This is a genomic window from Cohaesibacter intestini, assembly GCF_003324485.1.
Taxonomy (GTDB): Bacteria; Pseudomonadota; Alphaproteobacteria; order Rhizobiales; family Cohaesibacteraceae; genus Cohaesibacter; species Cohaesibacter intestini.
Window position 1 is genome coordinate 311776 of sequence record NZ_QODK01000002.1, and the last position, 21283, is coordinate 333058.

The 21283-nt window shown below is 55.9% G+C and carries 12 protein-coding genes; 7 read left to right on the plus strand and 5 right to left on the minus strand.

From position 1 onward, the window contains the following. Nucleotides 1–195: 195 nt before the first annotated feature. Nucleotides 196–1452, plus strand: coding sequence for a tyrosine--tRNA ligase (tyrS, locus tag DSD30_RS06960; protein ID WP_114008939.1), 1257 nt, complete (start codon nt 196–198; stop codon nt 1450–1452). An 82-nt stretch (nt 1453–1534) separates the two neighbouring features. On the opposite strand, the gene DSD30_RS06965 is transcribed toward tyrS, so the two are convergent. Further along, nucleotides 1535–4969, minus strand: a complete 3435-nt coding sequence (locus DSD30_RS06965; protein ID WP_157967600.1) for an AsmA-like C-terminal domain-containing protein — start codon at nt 4967–4969, stop codon at nt 1535–1537. Nucleotides 4970–5275: 306 nt separating this feature from the next. On the opposite strand from DSD30_RS06965, the gene bcp reads away from it, so the two are divergent. After that, the gene (bcp, locus tag DSD30_RS06970; RefSeq protein ID WP_198662863.1) at nt 5276–5761 is read left to right on the plus strand and encodes a thioredoxin-dependent thiol peroxidase; all 486 of its coding nucleotides are present in this window, start codon (nt 5276–5278) and stop codon (nt 5759–5761) included. Between the two features lie 266 nt (nt 5762–6027). Further along, a complete protein-coding gene (locus DSD30_RS06975) occupies nt 6028–7473 on the plus strand; it encodes a M23 family metallopeptidase (RefSeq protein ID WP_157967601.1) in 1446 nt (481 codons plus the stop codon). 88 nt (nt 7474–7561) lie between these two features. Here the strand turns inward: DSD30_RS06975 and prfB are convergent. The 3 genes from prfB to DSD30_RS06990 form a co-directional block, all read right to left on the minus strand. Further along, nucleotides 7562–8696 (minus strand): peptide chain release factor 2 gene (prfB, locus tag DSD30_RS06980; protein ID WP_114008942.1). Its coding sequence is split into 2 segments (ribosomal slippage): nt 7562–8626 and nt 8628–8696, totalling 1134 coding nucleotides; the frame shifts between segments, so codons are not numbered across the junction. 117 nt (nt 8697–8813) lie between these two features. Next, nucleotides 8814–11264: a penicillin-binding protein 1A gene (locus DSD30_RS06985; RefSeq protein ID WP_114009648.1), complete on the minus strand. Its 2451-nt coding sequence runs from the start codon at nt 11262–11264 to the stop codon at nt 8814–8816. 313 nt (nt 11265–11577) lie between these two features. Then, on the minus strand, nt 11578–12894 hold the full coding sequence (locus DSD30_RS06990) for an N-acetylmuramoyl-L-alanine amidase (RefSeq protein WP_114008943.1): 1317 nt from the start codon (nt 12892–12894) through the stop codon (nt 11578–11580). 756 nt (nt 12895–13650) lie between these two features. Between DSD30_RS06990 and DSD30_RS06995 the strand changes: the two genes are divergently transcribed. Further along, complete coding sequence (locus tag DSD30_RS06995; protein ID WP_114008944.1) at nt 13651–16659, plus strand: ribonuclease E/G; 3009 nt, start codon at nt 13651–13653, stop codon at nt 16657–16659. Between the two features lie 82 nt (nt 16660–16741). On the opposite strand, the gene DSD30_RS07000 is transcribed toward DSD30_RS06995, so the two are convergent. After that, on the minus strand, nt 16742–17890 hold the full coding sequence (locus DSD30_RS07000; protein ID WP_114008945.1) for a pyridoxal phosphate-dependent aminotransferase: 1149 nt from the start codon (nt 17888–17890) through the stop codon (nt 16742–16744). Between the two features lie 166 nt (nt 17891–18056). On the opposite strand from DSD30_RS07000, the gene DSD30_RS07005 reads away from it, so the two are divergent. The 3 genes from DSD30_RS07005 (at nt 18057) to aroQ (ending at nt 21223) form a co-directional block, all read left to right on the plus strand. After that, nucleotides 18057–19517, plus strand: coding sequence for a M48 family metalloprotease (locus DSD30_RS07005; RefSeq protein WP_114009649.1), 1461 nt, complete (start codon nt 18057–18059; stop codon nt 19515–19517). Nucleotides 19518–19713: 196 nt separating this feature from the next. Continuing rightward, nucleotides 19714–20505 (plus strand): DsbA family protein, encoded by a 792-nt coding sequence (locus DSD30_RS07010; protein ID WP_198662864.1) that lies wholly within the window; start codon nt 19714–19716, stop codon nt 20503–20505. Between the two features lie 268 nt (nt 20506–20773). Continuing rightward, complete coding sequence (gene aroQ / locus DSD30_RS07015) at nt 20774–21223, plus strand: type II 3-dehydroquinate dehydratase (RefSeq protein ID WP_114008947.1); 450 nt, start codon at nt 20774–20776, stop codon at nt 21221–21223. Nucleotides 21224–21283: the final 60 nt, after the last annotated feature.

Genomic DNA, 21283 nt, shown 5'->3' on the forward strand with positions numbered 1-21283 from the left:
GCAAGTTTGGCAATAGACCTATTGCCGGAAATGCCGAGGGAACCAAACCACCTTACCATGGTCAAAACACGGCCAGACACTCGTCCGGTCCATTTCAAGCCATGTTAGATTATTTGGGGTGTCCGTCGCCCGGCGACAACCCATCCCAAAGATCATTAAGAAGCAACAACCGTTTAATGAAGGAGAAAAGCGGCTATGACCGCCTTCAAATCCGACTTTCTACACACCCTGAATGAGCGTGGCTTCATTCATCAGTGCTCGGACCCGGAAGGGCTGGATCAACTCTTTTGCAAGGAAACGGTTACTGCTTATACGGGCTATGATTGCACCGCAGCCTCCCTGCATGTGGGCAATCTGGTTTCCATCATGATGCTGCATTGGCTACAGCAGACCGGCCACCGCCCGATCACCCTGATGGGTGGCGGCACCACCATGGTGGGCGATCCGTCCGGCCGCGATGAAACGCGCCAACTGCTGACTCCAGCCAAAATTCAGGACAACAAGGAAAGCATCCGTGATATCTTCGCCAAGCTGCTGACCTTTGGCGAAGGCGCAACCGACGCCGTTCAGGTTGACAATGCGGACTGGCTCCTGAAGCTCAATTATATCGAATTCCTGCGCGATGTCGGATCGAAATTCTCGGTCAACCAGATGCTGGCCCGCGATTCCGTTCGTTTGCGCCTTGAGCGCGAACAGGCCCTCTCCTTCATCGAGCTCAACTACATGATCCTTCAGGCCTATGACTACACGGTGCTGAATAAGGAATATGGCTGCCGCTTGCAGATGGGTGGATCGGACCAATGGGGCAACATCGTCTCCGGTATTGACCTGTGCCGCCGGATGAACCAGACCGAGACCTTCGCATTGACCGTACCACTGATCACCAAGTCGGACGGCTCGAAAATGGGCAAGTCTGTCGATGGCGCGGTCTGGCTGCGAGGCGACATGTATAGCCCATACGATTACTGGCAGTTCTGGCGCAATGCCGGCGACGCCGATGTCGGTCGCTTCCTACGGCTCTACACCACCATGCCGATGGATGAAGTGAAACGCCTTGAGGCACTGGAAGGCAACGAGCTGAACGAAGCCAAGAAGATTCTGGCAACCGAAGCCACTGCTCTGATCCATGGCCGTGCTGCCGCTGAGGAAGCCGCCGAGACTGCTCGCAAGACCTTTGAAGCCGGTCAGGCGTCAGCCGCCAACCTGCCGACGATCGACATTGCGCAAAGTGATCTCGATGCAGGTCTGGGCGTTCTGAGTGCCTTTGTCACAGCTGGCCTTGCCAAATCCAACGGTGAAGCCCGCCGCTCGATCAAGGGTGGCGCCTTCAAGCTCAATGACGCCCCAGTCGCCGATGAGACCGCCTTGATCACCAAAGCCGATCTCAATCCGGATGGCGTCATCAAGCTGTCCATGGGCAAGAAGAAGCATGTGTTGCTCAAACTGAGCTAGGCAGCCACGGCAAGAGACGCTGCAACAAACGTGAAAAGGCTCCCTTCGGGGAGCCTTTTTTGGTGCGCGACATGGTGTGACACTATCGATTGAACTCGAAAATCTGCCGGAACACACCCGGTGCCAATACAGAGGCCGGGTTGATGAAGACTTCCGGATTCGACAGGCTTCCCTTCACCTTGAAGGTGATGCCGATCAGACCTTCATTCTTGCGCCCGCCAATGATCCGCCCCAACACCGGCACCCGGCTGAAAATATTATTGAGACCATAAGCCGGAATATAGGTCCCGCCCAGCGAAAGGGTCTTTTCCTTCAAATTGAGGCTGCCGCCCATAGTCGCCCCAAGAGAGGCACTTTTCAAAACACCGTCGCGAATGCGATAGATCCCATCCTGACCCGAAAATTGCAGGGTTAGTTTGGCGAAGTCATTGCTAACCTGTTGCCCTGACCCACTTTGTTCGCGTTGCTGCTGCACCCGGCCAGAGAGATTGAAATCCTTCATCAACACCGAGCCGGACACCTTGTCCCAGCCATCCTGCAAGGCAACAGACATGGCCAGTCGACCACCCAACACCCGATCCAGCGCCCCGGTGAAGCGCAGCAACGCGCCTGCATCGCCACTGGAGATCTGAACGGTCGGATGCTTGTCCTGCTTGGTATCAACAGACAATTGCGACCGCCCATCAATCAGCCCCTTGGCCTTGATGCTCTTGTCCTTGCCCTTCATCGTCAGGATGCTGGCCGTGAAATCGGATAAGGTATGACCGGACAGACCGATAATCCTTTTCACGGCCATATTGATCCGGTAGCTGCCCGTCGGCGCAGCACCCTTCTGGGTAGGAGCCCCGATGCTGCCCGAGAGGAACTTGCCACGCAGATCCAACAGGTCACCAGTCAGACGCACCGTATAGAAATCTGGTTGGCTCTGGACCACATCAAGACGCAACCGGTCGCCGCGGCTGAGACGAAGATTGGCCACAGTCAGTTTCTGTAAGCCACTTTGCTTGTCGATCTCTGCCGAGCCAACAGCATCGAAGCCATCCCCCGTCAACTTGGCGTCACGCACAGACAGAAGCCCACCCTTGTCCGCCAATGCGAAGCTGGCCGTACCACGTACATTGGCCTTTTTTCTCCAGCCGATTTCATCCAGCGCAATCACAGCCTTGGTCAGATCGACCTCAAAGTGGGTCACGCCCTCTTCATTGCCATCCTGGCGAGCCTTGACAAAGATCGGTCCGCGCAACCAGTCCGACAGATCAAACCCCATCTTGCGGCGATCATCGTCATCCAGTTTGAGCGCAAATTTGGAAGAAAAGGCCACGGAATCATCCGTCGAGGTGACAAGATCGAGATCCGTCTTCAATCCGTCAACCAAGCCATTGCCAACAATGGCGATGCGGGATCCATCGGTATTGATCGATAAAGTGGCATCATTCAGCTTGTAGCCGCGGATCGACGCCGCGCTGGCAAAATCCTTGAGCTCGATCTTGGCGCTATAGTCGACCTCTTCCTTCTTCAGGTCCTTGAGGAACGGAAAGCGCACCTTCACGCGGGCATGAGCACGCCCTGACAGGTCTCCGGGTTTGTGTTTTTCCTGAGCCAGCACATTGAGCGGATCACTGTCGGCGATTTCCCCGAGCGCAGCAGCATCCCCTTCACCGTCAACAACAACGACACCGATGGGCGGCTTTTCCGAGTGATCGGGAATTTCGATCAAACCCGAATTGATTGGGAACCGACGCCCTGCCTTGGTCAGGAAATAGCCCTCATCAATCGAGGCGACAAATGTGCGCCCGGTGATAACCCCCGATCCGTCCACCTTTTCCGCTGGTGGCAAATCGCCAAAGCCCTTGATACGCAGATCCTTGGCCCCGAAACGAACCAGAACAGCTTCGTCAGGCAAGATCAGACGGTTGTCTTCATTGCGCTCCAGCATGCTCTCGGTGAGCGACAGTTCTATGGTGCCGCCCGTCATTTGGCCTGCCCCAATATTCTCAATGATCCATTGACGGGCCCCATTGGCAATCGGCACAGGCCAGATTGCCCCCAGCAGATCATAGGGCATTGCGGACGCGACAAACGTCATGGTCGCCGTCAATTCTCCATTGACCCATGCCATTGAGCCTGATCCCTGAACGCTGCCCTCATCGGCGATGGCAGCAAAGCGTTCAATGGTCGAAACACCGCTCTCACGGCCTACTTTCATGTTCAGGATCAGTTGCTTGAGAAACTTGGCCGGATTTGGATTGTCCCGCGCGGCGAGCTTGATATCTGCACCTTCAAGTGCAATGCGAATGTCGCCATCCTGCGTTTCCGGCCAGACGGCCACACCACGAAACTCACCACCGGTTTCGCCAAACAACACCTTGCCACGCTCAAGCTTCATCGCCCGGATACCCGGGTCCCAGTCCAGCCGAAAACTGGCCTCATCAAGATAGGTGCTGTCCTCGGCATCAAATTCCAGCTGCCCGGCCCCCACATCCAGTGCCGTGCGCATGTCAACCAGCTCGCCCTTCAGATCAAAGTCGAAACGAGCCGCTCCATACAAGGAAGCCGCAAACTGGAAATTCTGGCTCTTGTCGGCAAAGCGTGGCGCCAAGTCGGCCAGAGAGAGATCGGCGAAACGCAGCTCGATCGAGCGCCCCTCTTCACCCTTCTGGTCTTCCTCAAGCGGATATTCAGCCATCGCAAAGGCGATCCGGCCATTGTGGCCGTCCGCGGCAAAATCGATGCGCCAGAGATCATCCTCCGCACCGGTCGGATTGTAGGACAGAGCGACATTGTGAAAACTGCGGCTGCTTCCTTCGATCTCGTCTTCCAACGCAATCTCGGTATTACGGATCAGGATACGAGGCGGCCGCTTGGTCAAATCCGGATCGGTCAGCGGCTTGATGGCGCGACGCATCGAATAGGCGAGAGAAACGAATTCCGGCTCATCAGGGTCGTAGAAAATCGCCTGCGATCGGACCGGCGGACCAAATACTTCTTCATCGGCCCCGGGATCCTGCCCGGCAATCAAAATGCGGCCATTTTCATCCCGTCGCACATGCGCCATCATTTCCGGAATATAGATTTCAGTGGGACGAAGTTTCGACGAAATCAGATCAAGCAGGCCAACCACAAGATCAATCCGTGGTGCAGACAACAGCGTCTTGTCCGGATCCTTGAGCGAAATGCCGGAAAGGCGCAACGCCAGACCGCCCTGATCCGCAAAACTCACCAGAGCATCCTCGATTTCGAGGCTCTGTCCTTCAGGCAAAGCCCCTTCGGCCAAGGCCTCAATCTGGTTGAGAAAGCCACTAACGGAAACAGGCGCAATCGACAATCGGACCAAGACCAACCCGACCAGCAAAACCACAAGAACCAATAGCCCAGACAGTCCCCAGAGGGTCTTCCGCAACCAACTGGATGACCTTACGGCAACCGGAAGGGTCTCATCGCTTGCACTCACAGCACCCGAAACCGGTTCGTCTGGTAAAGTCTCTCGCTGTTGCTCTGGGCCCGCGTTATCGGTCAAGATTCTTGTGTCTCCATCTTCGCTTAGCCGGCAAGACGACCGAAATGTGCTCACGTCCCGCTCTATTCCTGTTAGGCCAGATTCGGGGCACTCACAAGAGCTTTGTCCCCATCATCGCAGCAAAGAGAGCAACAAGGTCATCTTGCCCCGCTTTTCGCTCCGAACAAACAGCGCTGATGCAGGTCCAGCAACCAAACCACTTCGTAAATGAGAAAACGAAACAGCGAAGGGACAAGACATTCGACAGACAAGGCAATAAAACTGTACCAATCCAATGCCACATGAAAGAGTCGAAAGGATGGCCAGATGAGCGATCAGACAGCAATGCTTCAGGAAGGGGCACCCGCTCCCGATTTCACCCTGCCCGTCAATGGCGGCAACACGATCACATTGAGCACCATGAAAGGCCAGCCGGTCATCGTCTATTTCTACCCCAAGGACAACACGCCAGGATGCACGACCGAAGCGCTGGATTTTACACAATTAGCAGATGATTTTGCAGCCCTTGGCGCCGGTATCATTGGCATCTCACCCGATAGTGTCAAGAAACACGAAAACTTCGTCGCCAAGCATGACCTGAAAGTCACCCTCGCCGCCGATACGGAAAAAGAGGTCTGCGAAGGCTATGGAGTCTGGGTGGAAAAGAAAATGTATGGCAAGACCTATATGGGCGTCGAACGCTCCACCTTCCTGATCGATGCAGATGGCAAGCTGGCCAGAATCTGGCCAAAAGTCAAAGTGAAGGGTCACGCAGCCGAAGTGCTCGAAGCCACCAAGGCACTGAAGGCATAACCTGCAAGGCAGCGCCTGCCCTGAAAAGCAGGCGCGGCAGCAGCTCTGGCGACCAAATGCAAATGCTGTAATTGCATATATTTAGCAATGCCGACGCTTTTCACATTAACCATTTGGAAAGCGCTAACACACGGTTTCTAAACGAAATTGGCTCTTTCAACCAACCGCTGAAATCACGATCAGTAACGAAAAATTAACCATACTCGCAGCTTAATGGGAGAGGCTGTCTGGCTGACTATCGAGCCAAATAACGAGTATGGATGCAAATGCTTTCCCAGAGTAACCGTCGCGAATTCGGTAGACGCACCGAACCACACCGGATCATCATCGCCCATGGTGATGTCGTGCAGGATTTCACGATCCGTCCGTGGATTGTGACGAGCGTAATCATCGTTGGCCTCATTTTCAGCTGCCTTTATCTCTCTGCCACCGCCTATCTCGTATTTCGTGATGAAATCATTAGCTTTTCCCGTTCCGAACAGGCACTGGCGCAGAATGCCTATGAAGATCGCATTGCCCATCTTCGCGCCCAGCTGGACCGGGTCGCCAGCCGTCAGATGATCGATCAGCAGGTGATGGAAACCCATGTCCAGAACCTGATGCGCAAACAGGCGGACTTCGAAGCCTATTCCTCGGTGCTTGAGCCAATTCTCAACAAAGCACGCAAGGCAGGCATGACGATTCGTTCTGACTTGAAGGTTCCCCTTCCCAAAACCGCCCCATGGCGCGCCAAGAACAAAGACAAGCAGGCAACGGCACCAGCCCAGAGCGCTGAAATGCCGACAAAAGTGGCTACAGCATCCGCTGTCGATGTCGGTTTTGATGTCGGTTTTGATTCCCGAGAAAACATATCCAACCGCTTTCGCGAACTGGCCAAATTGGGTTTTCGATCCTCCCAGAGCTTGGCAAAGGACATGACGCCGACCGGCAGCATCCAGGTGGCTGATACAGCGCCCCTCGGGTTGAAGCCGACTTCGATCATCGATACGCTGGAAGTGAAGGAAGACAACACCACCATCGTCAAGTTGGCAGACGCAGCCAGCCGTTTGGAAACCGAGATGCTCGACAGTCAGGCCATCCTGCACAATCTGCTCAATGACATTCGCAAAAAGACCGCCAGCGTCGAACAGCGCATTGCCAAGCTTGGCGTGAAGATCGAAAAATCCGAGCAACTGGCGGTCGGTGGACCTTATGTCCCGATCACCGCAGAACTTGATCATGACGAACTGGCGGAAAAAGCCGAACAGGTGACACTGGCACTCGACCATTTCATGCAACTCAAGCGCAATGTCAGCAGGCTTCCCATCTCCCATCCATTGCCCACGGCACGCCTGTCAAGCCGCTTTGGCGTTCGCAAGGATCCGTTCCTGAATCGCATGTCGATGCATTCCGGTGTCGATTTGGCGGAACGGTATGGCACATCCATTCGCGCCTCCGGCAGCGGTGTCGTAACCCGGTCCGGTCGCATTTCCGGTTATGGTATCATGGTTGAAGTGGATCATGGCGGCGGCGTCATCAGCCGCTATGCCCATATGAGCAAGGCATTGGCGAAGAAGGGCGAAAAGGTCAACAAGGGCACTATTCTGGGCAAGGTCGGTTCCTCGGGCCGATCAACCGGGCCGCACTTGCACTTTGAGACCCGCGTCCACGGCAAGGCTGTTGATCCTTACGCCTTCCTGTCTGCAGGAAAAGAGCTTCGGCACCTGATTTGATCCGACGCGTCTTTGAAATAACAGCAGCGAAATGCAGGCACAAAAAAGCCCGGTCGAAACCGGGCTTTTCTTTTGTCGATCAATCAGATCAGACAATGTCTTCGATTGGCGTTTCGTCGCCATCGCCATAAGCGCGCTGAGCAAGCGCCGCTTCCATATAAGGTGTCAAGGCACCATCAAGCACATCCCCCGGACTGGTGCTTTCCACCCCGGTACGCAAATCCTTGACCAGTTGGTAGGGCTGCAAGACATACGACCGGATCTGATGACCCCAGCCAATATCAGTCTTGCTGGCCGCCTCCGCATTGGCCTTGTCTTCGCGGATCTGCAACTCGCGCTCATACAAACGCGCCTTGAGCATGTCCCAAGCCTGCGCCCGGTTTTTGTGCTGGGAGCGCTGGTTCTGACATTGCACCACAATGCCCGTCGGCTGGTGCGTGATACGAACCGCAGAGTCGGTCGTATTGACGTGCTGACCACCCGCCCCGGAGGCGCGGTAGGTATCAATGCGGCAATCGCTCTCATTGATCTCGATATCGATGGAATCATCGATCACCGGATAGACCCAGATCGAGGAGAATGAGGTATGGCGACGCGCCTGACTATCAAAGGGCGAAATGCGCACCAGACGATGCACGCCACTCTCCGTTTTGGCCCAGCCATAGGCATTCTCGCCCTTGACCATAATGGTCGCAGCCTTGATGCCCGCTTCCTCGCCCGGCGTCACTTCCATGACCTCGACCTTGAAGCCCGCCTTCTCGGCCCAGCGCGTATACATGCGCAGCAGCATGGACGCCCAGTCCTGACTCTCCGTACCACCGGCACCCGAATGCACCTCGATATAGCAATCATTGCTATCGGCCTCACCGGACAACAGGGTTTCGATCTGCTGACGCGTGATCTCGGAAAGCAATCCCTGCAAGGTCGCCTCGGCGTCCGCAACGATATCGGCATCCTCTTCCATCTCACCCATTTCGATGAGTTCGATCGAGTCTTCCAGATCCTGCGTGGCACGATTGAAACCATTGATCGCCGATTCCAGCTTCTGGCGCTCCTGCATCAGCTTCTGGGCTTCCTGCGGATCGTTCCACAAGGTTGGATCTTCGGCGAGATTATTCAACTCTAAAAGGCGTTTCTGGGCTGTATCCCAGTCAAAGATGCCTCCTCAGCAGAGCAAGACCCTGCTTGATTTCGTCGACCACATTTTGAATTTCTGCGCGCATTGTCTTTTCGCTTTGCTTTCAAAAAACCGGGAGGAAGCATCCCTGCCCGGCAACCGTTCATGACAAAGCGGATGCCGCAAATACGCCATCCGCCTGACTGAAAGAAAATGATGGGTCTTAATACAGACCGCCCGTGCCTTGCGTCAAGGCCCGTTCGGCTTCCTGGGCGGAAACCGGGCGCCCCATATCCTCGGTGAAACCGATGATCGAATAGCTGTCAGGCGGCGCAGTGCCGGGCTTGAAGGCTTCCAGAATCACCCCTTCGCCACTGGCTGACTCCCGCAAGCCTGTGCGACGATCAATCGGAATGAGCTGCAACCCTTCCGGAACCGGGAAAGGCTTTTTCGGCTGATCAGCCAATGCCACCTTCATGAAGTCGGTAAAGATCGGGGCTGCCAATCCACCACCTGACGCCTTGCGTCCCATCGGCCGCGGCCGGTCATAGCCCACATAGACGCCAACCACCAGATCCGGCGAGTAGCCCACAAACCAGGCATCGCGCTCGTCGTTGGTGGTGCCGGTCTTGCCAGCAATCGGCTTGCCTACCTTACGCACAACCGGCGCAGTGCCGCGCAGCACGACCCCCTCCATCATGGAGGTGATCTGATAGGCGGTCATCGGATCGAGCACCTGTTCCCGATTGTCAACGACCTGAGGCTCATCCTGATAGGCCCAGCTCTGAACATTGCATTGTTCACAAATCCGCTGGTCATGTTTGTAGATGGTCTTGCCATAGCGATCCTGCACCCGGTCGACAAATGTCGGCGTAATCCGTCGCCCGCCATTGGCCAGCATGGAATAGGCCGTTGCCATCCGCAGCACGGTCGTCTCACCGGCCCCCAGAGCCATGGAAAGCACAGGCATCAGATTGTCATAGATGCCGAACCGTTGTGCATATTCCGCCACCAGAGGCATGCCCATATCCTGCGCCAGACGCACGGTCATCACGTTACGTGACCGCTCAATGCCAAGGCGCAGGGTAGATGGACCATAGAATTTGCCACCATAGTTTTGGGGTCGCCAGATGCCCTGACCACCACCCTGCTGGATTTCGATCGGCGCATCCATGACCACACTGGACGGCGTATAGCCGTTGTCCAGTGCCGTTGCATAGACAAACGGCTTGAAGGAAGAGCCGGGCTGACGGTAGGCCTGCGTGGCCCTGTTAAACTGGCTCTGGGCAAAGGAAAAGCCGCCAGCCATGGCAAGCACACGCCCCGTATAGGGATCCATGGCGATCAGCGCACCAGAGACTTCTGGCACCTGCTGAAGGTCATATTTGCTCCCCTCGCCCTTGCTGCTGACATAGACCACATCGCCGGGCTGAAACACATCGGACACCGCTTTGACAGCTTTGCCCTTGCGATCACCACTTTCCCATTTGGCCCATTTGAGGTCGGAAACCGAAATCACACCGGTCGTCCGCTCCGCAGACAATTTACCCGTCTCGTCAATTTCGGGCCGCAAGCCAACGCTCGCTTCCTTGCCCTCTGCCGACAGGATGACAGCCAATTGCCATTCCGGCACATCACTCAGCGGCTCAACCTTGGCAAGCTTGCGTCCCCAATCGCCAGAAGGATCGATGGTCGTCACCGGCCCGCGCCACCCCTTGGTGTGGTCAAATGCAACGAGGCCATCGCTCAGGGCTTTGCGGGCTTCCTGTTGCAGCCCGACATTCAGCGAGGTCCGCACAGACAGGCCACCATTATAGAGTTTGTCTTCACCAAATTCTTCACCGATCCAACGGCGCACCTCTTCGGCAAAATAGTCCGCGGCGAAGATGTGCGCACCGCGCGAACGCATCTTCACTTCCAGATCCATGGCCTTGGCCTGATTGGCCTCCTCGACCGTCACATAGCCATTATTGACCATCTGATCGATCACCCAGTTGCGCCGCTCGATGGCCTTATCGGTTCGACGGATCGGGTGATAATTGTTCGGCGCTTTCGGCAAAGCAGCCAGATAACCGATTTCTGCCAGATTGAGCTCATGCACCGACTTGTCAAAATAGTGCAGAGCCGCTGAGCCAATCCCGTAGGAGCCGATACCAAGAAAAATCTCGTTCAAATAGAGTTCAAGGATCTCATCCTTGCTGAAGGCCTGTTCGATACGCATCGACAACAGGGCTTCCTTGATCTTGCGCTCATAAGACTGCTCGGAGGTAAGAAGAAAGTTCTTTGCGACCTGCTGGGTAATCGTCGAAGCACCAACCAGACGGCGGTTCTGCCCATAATTTCGGATGTTGGTCAACACGGCGCGACCAATGCCGAAATAATCGATACCCGCATGATCATAGAAATTCTTGTCCTCGGCGGACAGGAAGGCCTGTTTCACACGATCCGGAATAGCCTGAATCGGCAGGAACAGGCGACGCTGGCGGGCATATTCTGCCATCAGCTCACCATTGCCTGCATGAATGCGTGTCATCACGGGCGGCTCATAATTCCTCAGCGCCGTAAAGTCCGGCAGCCCCTGCATCATGGAGTTGAGGAAAATATAGACAGCCATCGCCGCTACGATGAACAGAACGGAACCTGCGGCAAAAAGAAAGCCGAAGAATCGCCAAATTATCATATCTGTCCCTATTGCTTCTGTTGGCCCGCCCTGTCGCTCACCCTGTCGCCCAGGCAGGTTGCCCGTCGATCACCCAACGGCAGCCCCTTGCATGGTGCGCTCAGCGATCCGCGCAATGCTCCAAGAATCGTCGCGCGAGCAAATCGCATACCACACCGCTAAGGCAAAGACTTATTCTGCCCGATTTCAATTTGCAACACTCACATGACATTGGGGCAGCAAAAGGGCTGACCTGTTGCGCGTTTGCTGCATCCAGAATGAGTCAGGAATTTGTCACGACAATTGCAACACGGCAGATTGTTGCCGATCAGCCAGAACTTTTGGTGAAAAGTCCACTGCTATGGGTGGAACGGCGGGCAAAGAACATCTCGATCGACTTGCTGATCGATTGGATGGCCTTCTTCTGCCATGTCTTGGAGGTCAGAGCCGACTGATCCTCCTTGTTTGACAAATAGCCAAGCTCCAACAGGACGCTCGGAATGTCAGGTGCCTTCAACACCTTGAACCCGGCTGACCGTTGCGGACGCTTGGCGAGTCGAATGCTGGATTCCAGCGCTCCGACAAGGGTGCGGGAATAAAGAGAAGAATGATTGGAGGTCTCGCGCCGCGTCAAATCAATCAGAATATCCGCGACCACATCATCCTTTTCTTCCATCTCAAGACCGGCGAGCAAATCCGAGCGATTCTCTCGATGCGCCAGATCAGCAGCAATTGCGTCAGACGCCTTGTCGGACAAGGTGTAGACAGTAGCCCCTCGAACATAGCTTTGCCTCACAGTATCCGCATGTATTGAGACGAACAGATCTGCATGGCGAGCCCGGGCAAAGGCCACCCGCTTGGACAAAGAAATGAATGTGTCCGTTTCACGGGTCATCGCCACCCGGAACCGCCCATCGGCCAGCAAATTTTCGCGCAACGCAAGAGCAAAGGCCAACACCAGCTTGCTCTCGACATGCCCCTTGGGCGAAACAGCGCCAGTATCGATGCCGCCATGCCCCGGATCGAGCACCACCAATGGCCTCGGATCTGCATCCTTGCGATCTTTTGCCAAAGGATGCGCCGACAGGGTCGCGACTTTTGCCGCCTCCGCGCCCTCGACTTCAACACGAATAACATCCCTGAGCGACTGTTCGGAGAATTCACGTTCATCGACGCGCGACAATTCAATCACCAGCCGCGCCTCGTTGTCGTCAACGGCAGGCAAGCTATAAGCCTTCATCACTTTGGCCGGGCCATTCAGATCAAGCACAATCCGGGACCGCTGGTCGCCAAAATTGCCGAAACGGAAATTGCGCACCATGCCACGCTCGACCTGCGCCATCGAATGGGCCATCTCGAAATCCAGATCCGGTAAGTCGATCACCAGACGATAGGGCTCGGCCAAAGCAAACACGCTGAAGCTGACAGGGCGGGAGACATCAAGCACAAATTTGGCCGTCTTGCCGTCGCCAGAGGTGCGTACAGCCTGCACGACCACTGCCCCGCTGTCGCTCTCGACCTTGGCTGCGGGCGCTTTCGTGGCAGCCTGCAACCCCACAACACCCAAACCGGCGAGGGTCAGGGTCACGAACAGGCAGACCACCAGACAGTGACGCATGTGGCGAGACAGATTGGACAATATCATAGGCGCACTCTTGAAGCATTCCTTGGCTGGGGCGAACCATGCCGCGGTTCGATTTGGCAACAGTTGCTAAACCATAATCGCCCCGAGGTTAACCCCCTCTTGACAGAAAGTTGGTAGTGAGGATTCGCACGTATGATGTTCAGCTTTAAAAACCCGTCTAAAGATGAGCTAAATCTGGACCAAGACTTGCATATTTGATTTAGGAACCCTACAAAGATGAAAGGCCATTGTTGCATAGCAATGATCCGATTCGACTGTCCGCTGTTACGATCTGGCTTTTTGCCCCATCAGCACACGCGGCAGGTGGTCAGATGCAGGAAGACTGATCAACACGAAACGTGACGCCTCGCGAGATGCGCAGACGCCTCGGACATACCAAGCTTGATGCAAAATGCCTAAACAAGTCAGATATTTAGCCTGACACACCGATTTTTCCGCCGCAGCAAGGGGTGCATGAGAAACGTGCCCCCGTCTGTAGGCCCAGAACCCCGACCCGGATACCTTCACAAAGGCCATGCCGGGTACGAAATTGAAAACAAGAGGATCTCGCCTGGTCATGCATATGAGAACCGGCCCCAACTCCAGAGACAGCATTGCAGCAAGACTGCACGCCCTGGCTTTGGACGGTTTGCATATCCTTCCACAGCGAAAGGCAAGGTCGTCATCAGACAAAAACGGAATAACGCGAACCTGCCGGGTGCCTGAAGCATTGGCCAGAACGGTTGTCGGCGCGCTGTTTCGTGGAGACATTACCCAATGGCAAATCAAATGCTCGTTGATGCGACGCATCCGGAGGAAACCCGGGTGGTTGTCGTACGCGGCAATCGGGTTGAGGAATTCGACTTCGAGTCCGCCAATCGCAAACAATTGCGTGGCAATATCTATCTAGCCAAAGTCACCAGAGTTGAACCTTCTCTGCAGGCGGCTTTCGTCGATTACGGTGGCAATCGCCATGGCTTTCTCGCTTTTAGTGAAATTCATCCGGACTATTATCAAATCCCGGTTGCCGATCGTCAGGCTCTTCTGGAAGAAGAAAAAGGCCATGGCAACGATGATGATGATGTAGAGGCAAGTTCCGAGAAGGAAAAGCCCAGCAAAGAGAAGAAGCCGCGCAAGTCGCGCCGTCGCTCTTCGCGGTCCAGCCGCAAGAATGCGGAAGACAAGGCAGAAGCTCAGGCAACTGAGGCTCAGGAAACGACAAACGAACAGAGTGAAGCAACGGACGTGGAAGCCGCTGCTGATGCTGCTGCGTCGTCTTCTTCTGAAACCACTGATGCGCCTGTCGTTGCAGACGCTGGCGATGCAGGATCCGCTACGGAACCAACGTCTGCTCCGGAAAGCGCACCTTCAGATGACGAAGCGTTTGTCACCGCCTATGAAGGCGACGAGGCCGCGATTGATCTGAGCAAAGACGACGCCTCCGACGACAGCGACGGATCCGGGACACCACCGGCTCAGGCCCACGCCGTTGCCGAAGCAGAAAGCGTCAGCGCCGATCCGGAAGACATCGAGGAAGCGGAAGAGCTGGACGACGAAGACCATGTCTCGTTTGAAGCCGTCGATGACGAGGACGATGAAGACGACGACAGCGATGAAGAGTCCGATGTCGAGCATGTTGGTGCCGAAGACGCCTTGGAAGAAGTGCCGGAGCGCCGCTCCCGCCGTCGCACCCGTCAGTATAAAATTCAGGAAGTTATCAAGCGCCGCCAAATCCTGCTTGTGCAGGTGGTGAAAGAAGAACGTGGCAACAAGGGCGCAGCCCTGACCACCTACCTCTCGCTGGCTGGCCGCTACTCGGTTCTGATGCCAAACACCGCCCGTGGCGGCGGCATCTCCCGCAAAATCACCAATGTCACCGACCGCAAGCGTCTCAAGCAGATCGCCTCTGACCTTGAAGTGGCCGACGGCATGGGCGTCATCCTGCGCACCGCTGGTGCCTCGCGCACCAAGACCGAAATCAAGCGTGACTTCGAATATCTCTTGCGCCTGTGGGAGAATGTCCGCGATCTGACCTTGAAGTCGGCAGCGCCATTGTTGGTCTATGAGGAGGGCTCGCTGATCAAGCGATCCATCCGGGACCTCTATAACAAGGATATCGATCAGGTCCTTGTGGCGGGCGATGAAGGCTACAAGGAAGCCAAGGGCTTCATGAAGATGCTGATGCCGAGCCATGCCCGGAATGTTCAGCCTTATCGCGAGCCACAGCCGATCTTTACCCGCATGGGCATCGAGAGCCAGCTCGACGCAATGTTCAGCCCGCAGGTCACCCTCAAGTCCGGCGGCTATATCGTCATTGATCAGACCGAAGCGCTCGTCTCCATCGACGTCAACTCCGGTCGCTCTACCCGCGAGCACAATATCGAAGACACCGCCCTGTCGACCAACCTTGAGGCAGCCGAAGAGATTTCGCGTCAGCTCCGCTTGCGCGATCTGGCTGGCCTTGTGGTCATCGATTTCATCGACATGGAAGAGAAACGCAACAACCGTGCGGTTGAGAAGCGTCTGAAGGACTGCTTGAAGTCAGATCGCGCCCGCATTCAGGTTGGTCGCATTTCCCATTTCGGGCTGCTTGAAATGTCCCGCCAGCGCATTCGCACCGGCGTGCTGGAAAGCACCATGGACCCCTGCCCGCATTGCCATGGCACCGGCTATGTGCGTGCAGCAGCCTCTGTGGCCTTGCTGATCCTGCGGACCATTGAAGATCATTTGCTCAAGGGTGTGACCCACCATGTGGTCGTCAAGACCCGCACCAATGTGGCGCTCTATATCCTCAACCAGAAACGAAACAATCTGTTTGAGCTGGAAAACCGCTTTGGCGTCTCCATCACCATCGAGGTGGATGACAGCCTGGAAGGCAAACATCTGGAAATCGAACGGGGCGAGCCGCTGGAACAGCCAGTTGCGCCAACCCAGACTGTGTCGATGATCCTGACCGATGATCTGGATGACGATCTGACGGAAACCGAGATTCAGGAAGACCGCGAACGCGACGAGGAAAGCAGCTCGAAAAAGCGCCGCCGCCGTCGTCGTCGCCGCAAGTCCAACTCGGACATGCAAGCCGATGCACAGAATTCGTCGGACGATCAGTCTGACGACGAGTCCGACAATGGCAGTGACAATGAAGAACAGTCTGCATCGGACGAGGAAGGCAACGAAGACAAGCCCAAAAAGAGCCGCCGCCGCGGCCGTCGGGGTGGTCGTCGCAACCGTCGCAACCGCAATGGTCAGGACGACATGTCCGCCGATGGCAACGACGGTGAGACCAACACGGACGCTGACGGTGACAACGCCAACAGCAACGAAGCATCCTCTGAAACGCCATCTGAATCCGGTTCTGTAGCAGACACGGCTGGTGATGAAGCCACACAGGCGGAAAGCACTGACAGCCCTGAACCTGTTGCGCAAACCCCGACAGATGAAGCGCCAGTCGCAGATACGCCTGCCGAGGCCGCGCCTGCAGAGGCAGTTGAAGACGTGGTTTCTGACACTGCTGCTGCGCCGGTTCTTGAGAGCGAAGAAGCAGCGCCTGTTGTTGAGGAAAAAGCAGAAGCGGTGACCGATAGTCAGCCAGAAGAGGCAGCACCGGCAACCGAGTCCTCCGATGCTGCTGAGGCCGAAAGCGAAGACGACGCAGCCAAAGCCCCAGAGGGCGAAGGCGAGACACCGGAGACGTCTGCCAAGGCATCGACCGAACAGGAAGAAACAAAGCCGGAAGACAAGCGTCCGAAACGCTCTGGCTGGTGGAACCGCTCCGGTTTCCTCTAGGCTTCCAGAACAAACGCATCAAAAAGGCCGCTCCGATATCGGGGCGGCCTTTTTTATTGGCAACCAGGGCTGATCGTTCCGATCACAACCATGCCTTCAGACGCCGAACCGCTTCATGCATATCCTCTTCGGTCCCGGCAAAAGACATCCGCACATAATGATGGCCGCGCGTGGTATCGAAGTCGGCGCCCGGCGTCAAAGCGACACCAGCCTCGGTCAATGACCGTTTGGCAAAATCCATCGAGTCATTGGTCAGTCGGCTGACATTGCAATAGGCATAGAAAGCGCCATCCATCGGCATGAAGTCGCCCAACCCCAACGCAGGCAGGGCTTCTTTCAGAAAGGCCCGGTTGCGCCCATAGCCCGCCTTGATGCCTTCGAGTTCCTCGCGCGCATCAAAAGCAGCAATCGCCGCCACCTGAGAAAGCATCGGTGCAGAAATATAAAGGCTTTGGCCAAGGCACTCGACAGAGCGCCGGGCCTGTTCAGGCAGCACCATCCAGCCGATCCGCCAACCGGTCATGCAATAATATTTGGAGAAGGAGTTGATGATCACCACATTGGGGGAATAGCGAAGGGCAGTCTCCGCCTTCATGCCATAATCAAGCCCGTGATAGATCTCGTCGGAAATGAACCAGATACCAAGCTCTTCGCAAGTCTCGATCACCGATTGCAGAGCGTCAGGCTCCATGATCGTGCCAGACGGATTGGCGGGCGAGGCAATCAACACGCCTTTGACAGGCTTCTGGGCATGCGCCGAGCGAATGGCCTGCGCCGTCAGGCACCAACGATCTTTTGCCCTTGTTTCCACCTCGACCACCTCGAGACCCAGCGCCGCCAAGATGTTGCGATAGGCAGGATAGCCGGGGCTTGGCAGAATCACACGATCGCCGACCTCAAACAATGCCAAAAATGCCAGATTGAACCCTGCACTCGACCCGGTGGTGACGGCAATGCTATCAGGCGACACCGATACCCCATATTGGTCCATGTAATGCTGCGCAATCCGCTCTTTGAGCGGTGCAATGCCCATTGCGTCGGTATAGCCGATGCGCCCGTCAATCAGCGCCTTTTCCGCCGCCTCGCGCACCAGACGGGGCGCGGGCGCTCCGGGCTGCCCGACCTCCATATGGACGATCTGTTGGCCGTCCTTTTCCAGCGCATTGGCCCGCGCCATCACATCCATCGCCAGAAACGGCTGGATCGCACCGCGTTTGGAAATCCTGAGCATTTGTCTTTTCCTTTTTGCGCTCTTGTCCTGTTGTGCCATATTTTCACCCACTGAGGATGCAGACTGGCGGGAAAGCTCCCCGAGGAGCACTCCGTTTCCAGACCAGTCCGGCATGCCAATGGCCGATCACTGGTGCGAAAATCAGGCACGAAAAGAGGTTGTGATCATGGTTCAAGGCTTTGGTATCAAGTCTTTGCGCAAACTTCTACCCTTCTCACTGGTCGACCATCGTCCAGTGCGTGCAGGCCCCGCACCCCACAAGGCCAGCACCAAACTGTTGACTGGTCTGCTCGCCGGTCTGATTGGCCTGACGCCATTGCTGCATGCCACATCCGCCGAGGCCCAGCGTGGTCGGATCAAGCTGGTGCGCGATGCAGAAACCGAAGAACTGATCCGCGACTATGCCCGCCCGATCTTCAAGGCAGCAGGCCTCAAGCCGCAGAATATCCGTATCCACCTTGTCAACGACCCCGCATTGAATGCCTTTGTCGTCGACGGCAAACGGATGTTCATCAACACCGGCACGCTGATCACCGCCAAAACTCCGAATGAAGTGATTGGCATCATTGCCCACGAAACCGGTCACATCGCTGGTGGCCACCTCATTCGTCTGCGTCAGGCCATTGAAGGGGCTCAAACCATCGCCGCCATTGGCATGATTCTGGGGGCAGGTGCTGCCGCCGCCGGTGCGGCCTCGGGCAATGCCAGTGCAGCACAGGCAGGCACGGCCATTGCGGCCGGTTCACAGGGCATCGCGCAACGCACTTTCCTCAACTATGCCCGAACCGAGGAGACGGCCGCCGACCGTGCAGCCATCCGGTATCTGCAGCGCACAGGCCAATCCGCCAAAGGCATGCTGACCACCTTCGAGCGGTTCGCCGATCAGGCCCTTTTCTCGGGCAATTTCGTTGATCCTTATATTCGTTCCCATCCGCTGCCTCGCGAACGCATTGGCCAAATCGAACGGTTGGCGAAGAAAAGCAAATTCTTCAACCGCAAGGACAGCGTCCAACTGCAGGCCCGCCACGATCTGGTCCGCGCCAAACTTGCGGCCTTCACCTTCAATGGAAAACGCACCATGCGGATGTTCAAGGGCAACAGTCTTGCCGACCGCTATGCGCAAGCCATCGTCACCTATCGCCTCGGCAGCCACAAAAGGGCGCTGAAGATGGTCGACGGTCTGTTGAAGGCAGCCCCCAACCATCCCTATTTCTGGGAGTTGAAAGGCCAGATTTTGCTCGAAACCGGCAATGGAGACCGCGCGATTGCACCGCTCAACACGGCTATTTCAATGAAGCCCAATGAAGGCATTTTGCGGGTCATGCTGGGGCAGGCGATTCTCTCGTCAAAGTCCAACCGCAACTACCGCCAAGCGGTCGACCATTTGCGCCGTGGCTTGCAAAATGACCCCGATCTGGGGCTCGGCTATCGGCTTCTGGCCCAAGCCTACGACCAGTTGGGCAATCGCGCTTTCGCCGAGATCGCGACCGCCAACGGCTACTTTGCAGCAGGAGACATCCGTTCGGCCAAGGCGATGGCCGCCCGAGCCCAGAAGAAACTGCCGCGCGGCAGCCCAGAATGGCTGCAGGCCGATGACATTCTGTCCTACAAACCACCACGCCTTTAACTGATGGCCCTTTAGGCTGGCAACGGCGTGCCTTTCACCGCAATAACTTCACTTTCCAGTGAGTATTCGCATTTATACGACGCAGCCACGCCGATTTCGCCTATTCTGCAACCAACTTCGCGACACCGCGCGATGGTCAGGGCACCCGCCAACAGACCAACGCTTCGACACGAGACAAAAGAGGATGTCTTCATTCATGCGCTCATTGAAAAACCTGACCGCCAGCCTGATCATCTCCCTTGCGGCCTTCGGCTTCACCGCAACGCCGTCCGCTGCTGAAAGCTTTGATGCCGATCAGAAACAGGAAATCGAAAAGATCGTCAAAGACTATCTGCTGGAAAATCCGAGCGTCATCCGCGACGTCTTCGGTCTCCTTCGGGCGGAAGACGCCAAGCGGGAAGCAGCCGACCGCGAAGAACGGGCGGAGCAGGCCAAACAGGCACTGGCTGATAACAAGGAAGCTCTGCTCAGCGCCGAAGGACAGGTCGTGTTTGGCAACCCGGATGGTGACGTCACACTGGTAGAATTTCTCGACTATAACTGCGGATACTGCAAGCAAGCCTTCTCCAGCATGATCGACCTGCTCGAAAGTGACAAAAATCTGCGCTTCATTGTCAAGGAATGGCCGGTGCTCGGTCAGCCCTCCATGGAAGCCGCCCTCGTCGCCATGGCTGTCTCTGAAGAAGCGCCCGAAAAATACTGGGACTTCCATAAAGACATGATGACCCTGCGCGGCCGGGCCAACAAGGAATCGGCGCTGCGTGTCGCTGAAAAACTTGGCATCTCCCGCGACGACCTCGAAAAACGCTTCGAAGACCGCGCCCTGCTCAAGCCAATTGAAGAGAATTACCGTCTCGCAGAATCTCTGCAACTGACCGGCACCCCCGGTTTCATCATTGGCGATGAAGTGATTCCCGGCTTTGTGCCCGCAGACGTTCTGATTGGCAAAATCAAAGAGGTGCGCTCCTGCGGCTCCACCAGTTGTTAAGAGCGGAGCACAACACGGGGAGGCCGTGGGTTTTGTGTTCAGAAAAGACGGCAGTCGGCACAAACCGACTGCCATTCATTACGTTACGTAAGAACGAACTGGATCAAGGTCTTACTTTTCGCAAAATTCTCACTCAAAATGCCCTCCCAAAGAAGAAAAGAGTGGAGTGCTGCTCTTTTCTATCTCAAAACGAGTTCCTATATTTGGCGTCACGGCTGGTAACAAGAATGTGATCCCGGCCGTGGCTGAAATTCACTTGGATAATACAATGACAGACACGATTTTCGTTCTTAACGGTCCCAACCTCAATCTACTTGGAACAAGAGAACCTGGTATTTACGGGACCCTGACCCTGAGTGACGTTGAAGCGGCTTGTCACAAAAAGGCATCGGAACTGGGCGTGTCGGTGGATTTCCGCCAAAGCAATCATGAAGGCGAGTTGGTTGACTGGATTCAGGAAGCCGGACAAAAGGCAAAAGGCCTGATCATCAACCCAGCCGCCTATTCCCATACGTCAGTTGCCCTTCATGATGCGATCCGCGCAAGCGGCCTGACCGTTATCGAAGTCCATCTGTCCAATATTCATGCACGGGAAACCTTCCGCCACAAATCCTATGTCTCTCCGGTCGCAATGGCTGTTCTATGCGGTCTGGGCGTGGACGGATATACTATGGCGATGGAAGCCCTCGTGACCCATCTTGGCAAGCGTGACAGGTAAACCGTCACCCTGCAGCCTCTTTCGCAACAGCGGGAAAATCCTGCTTTGAAAATACGGAAT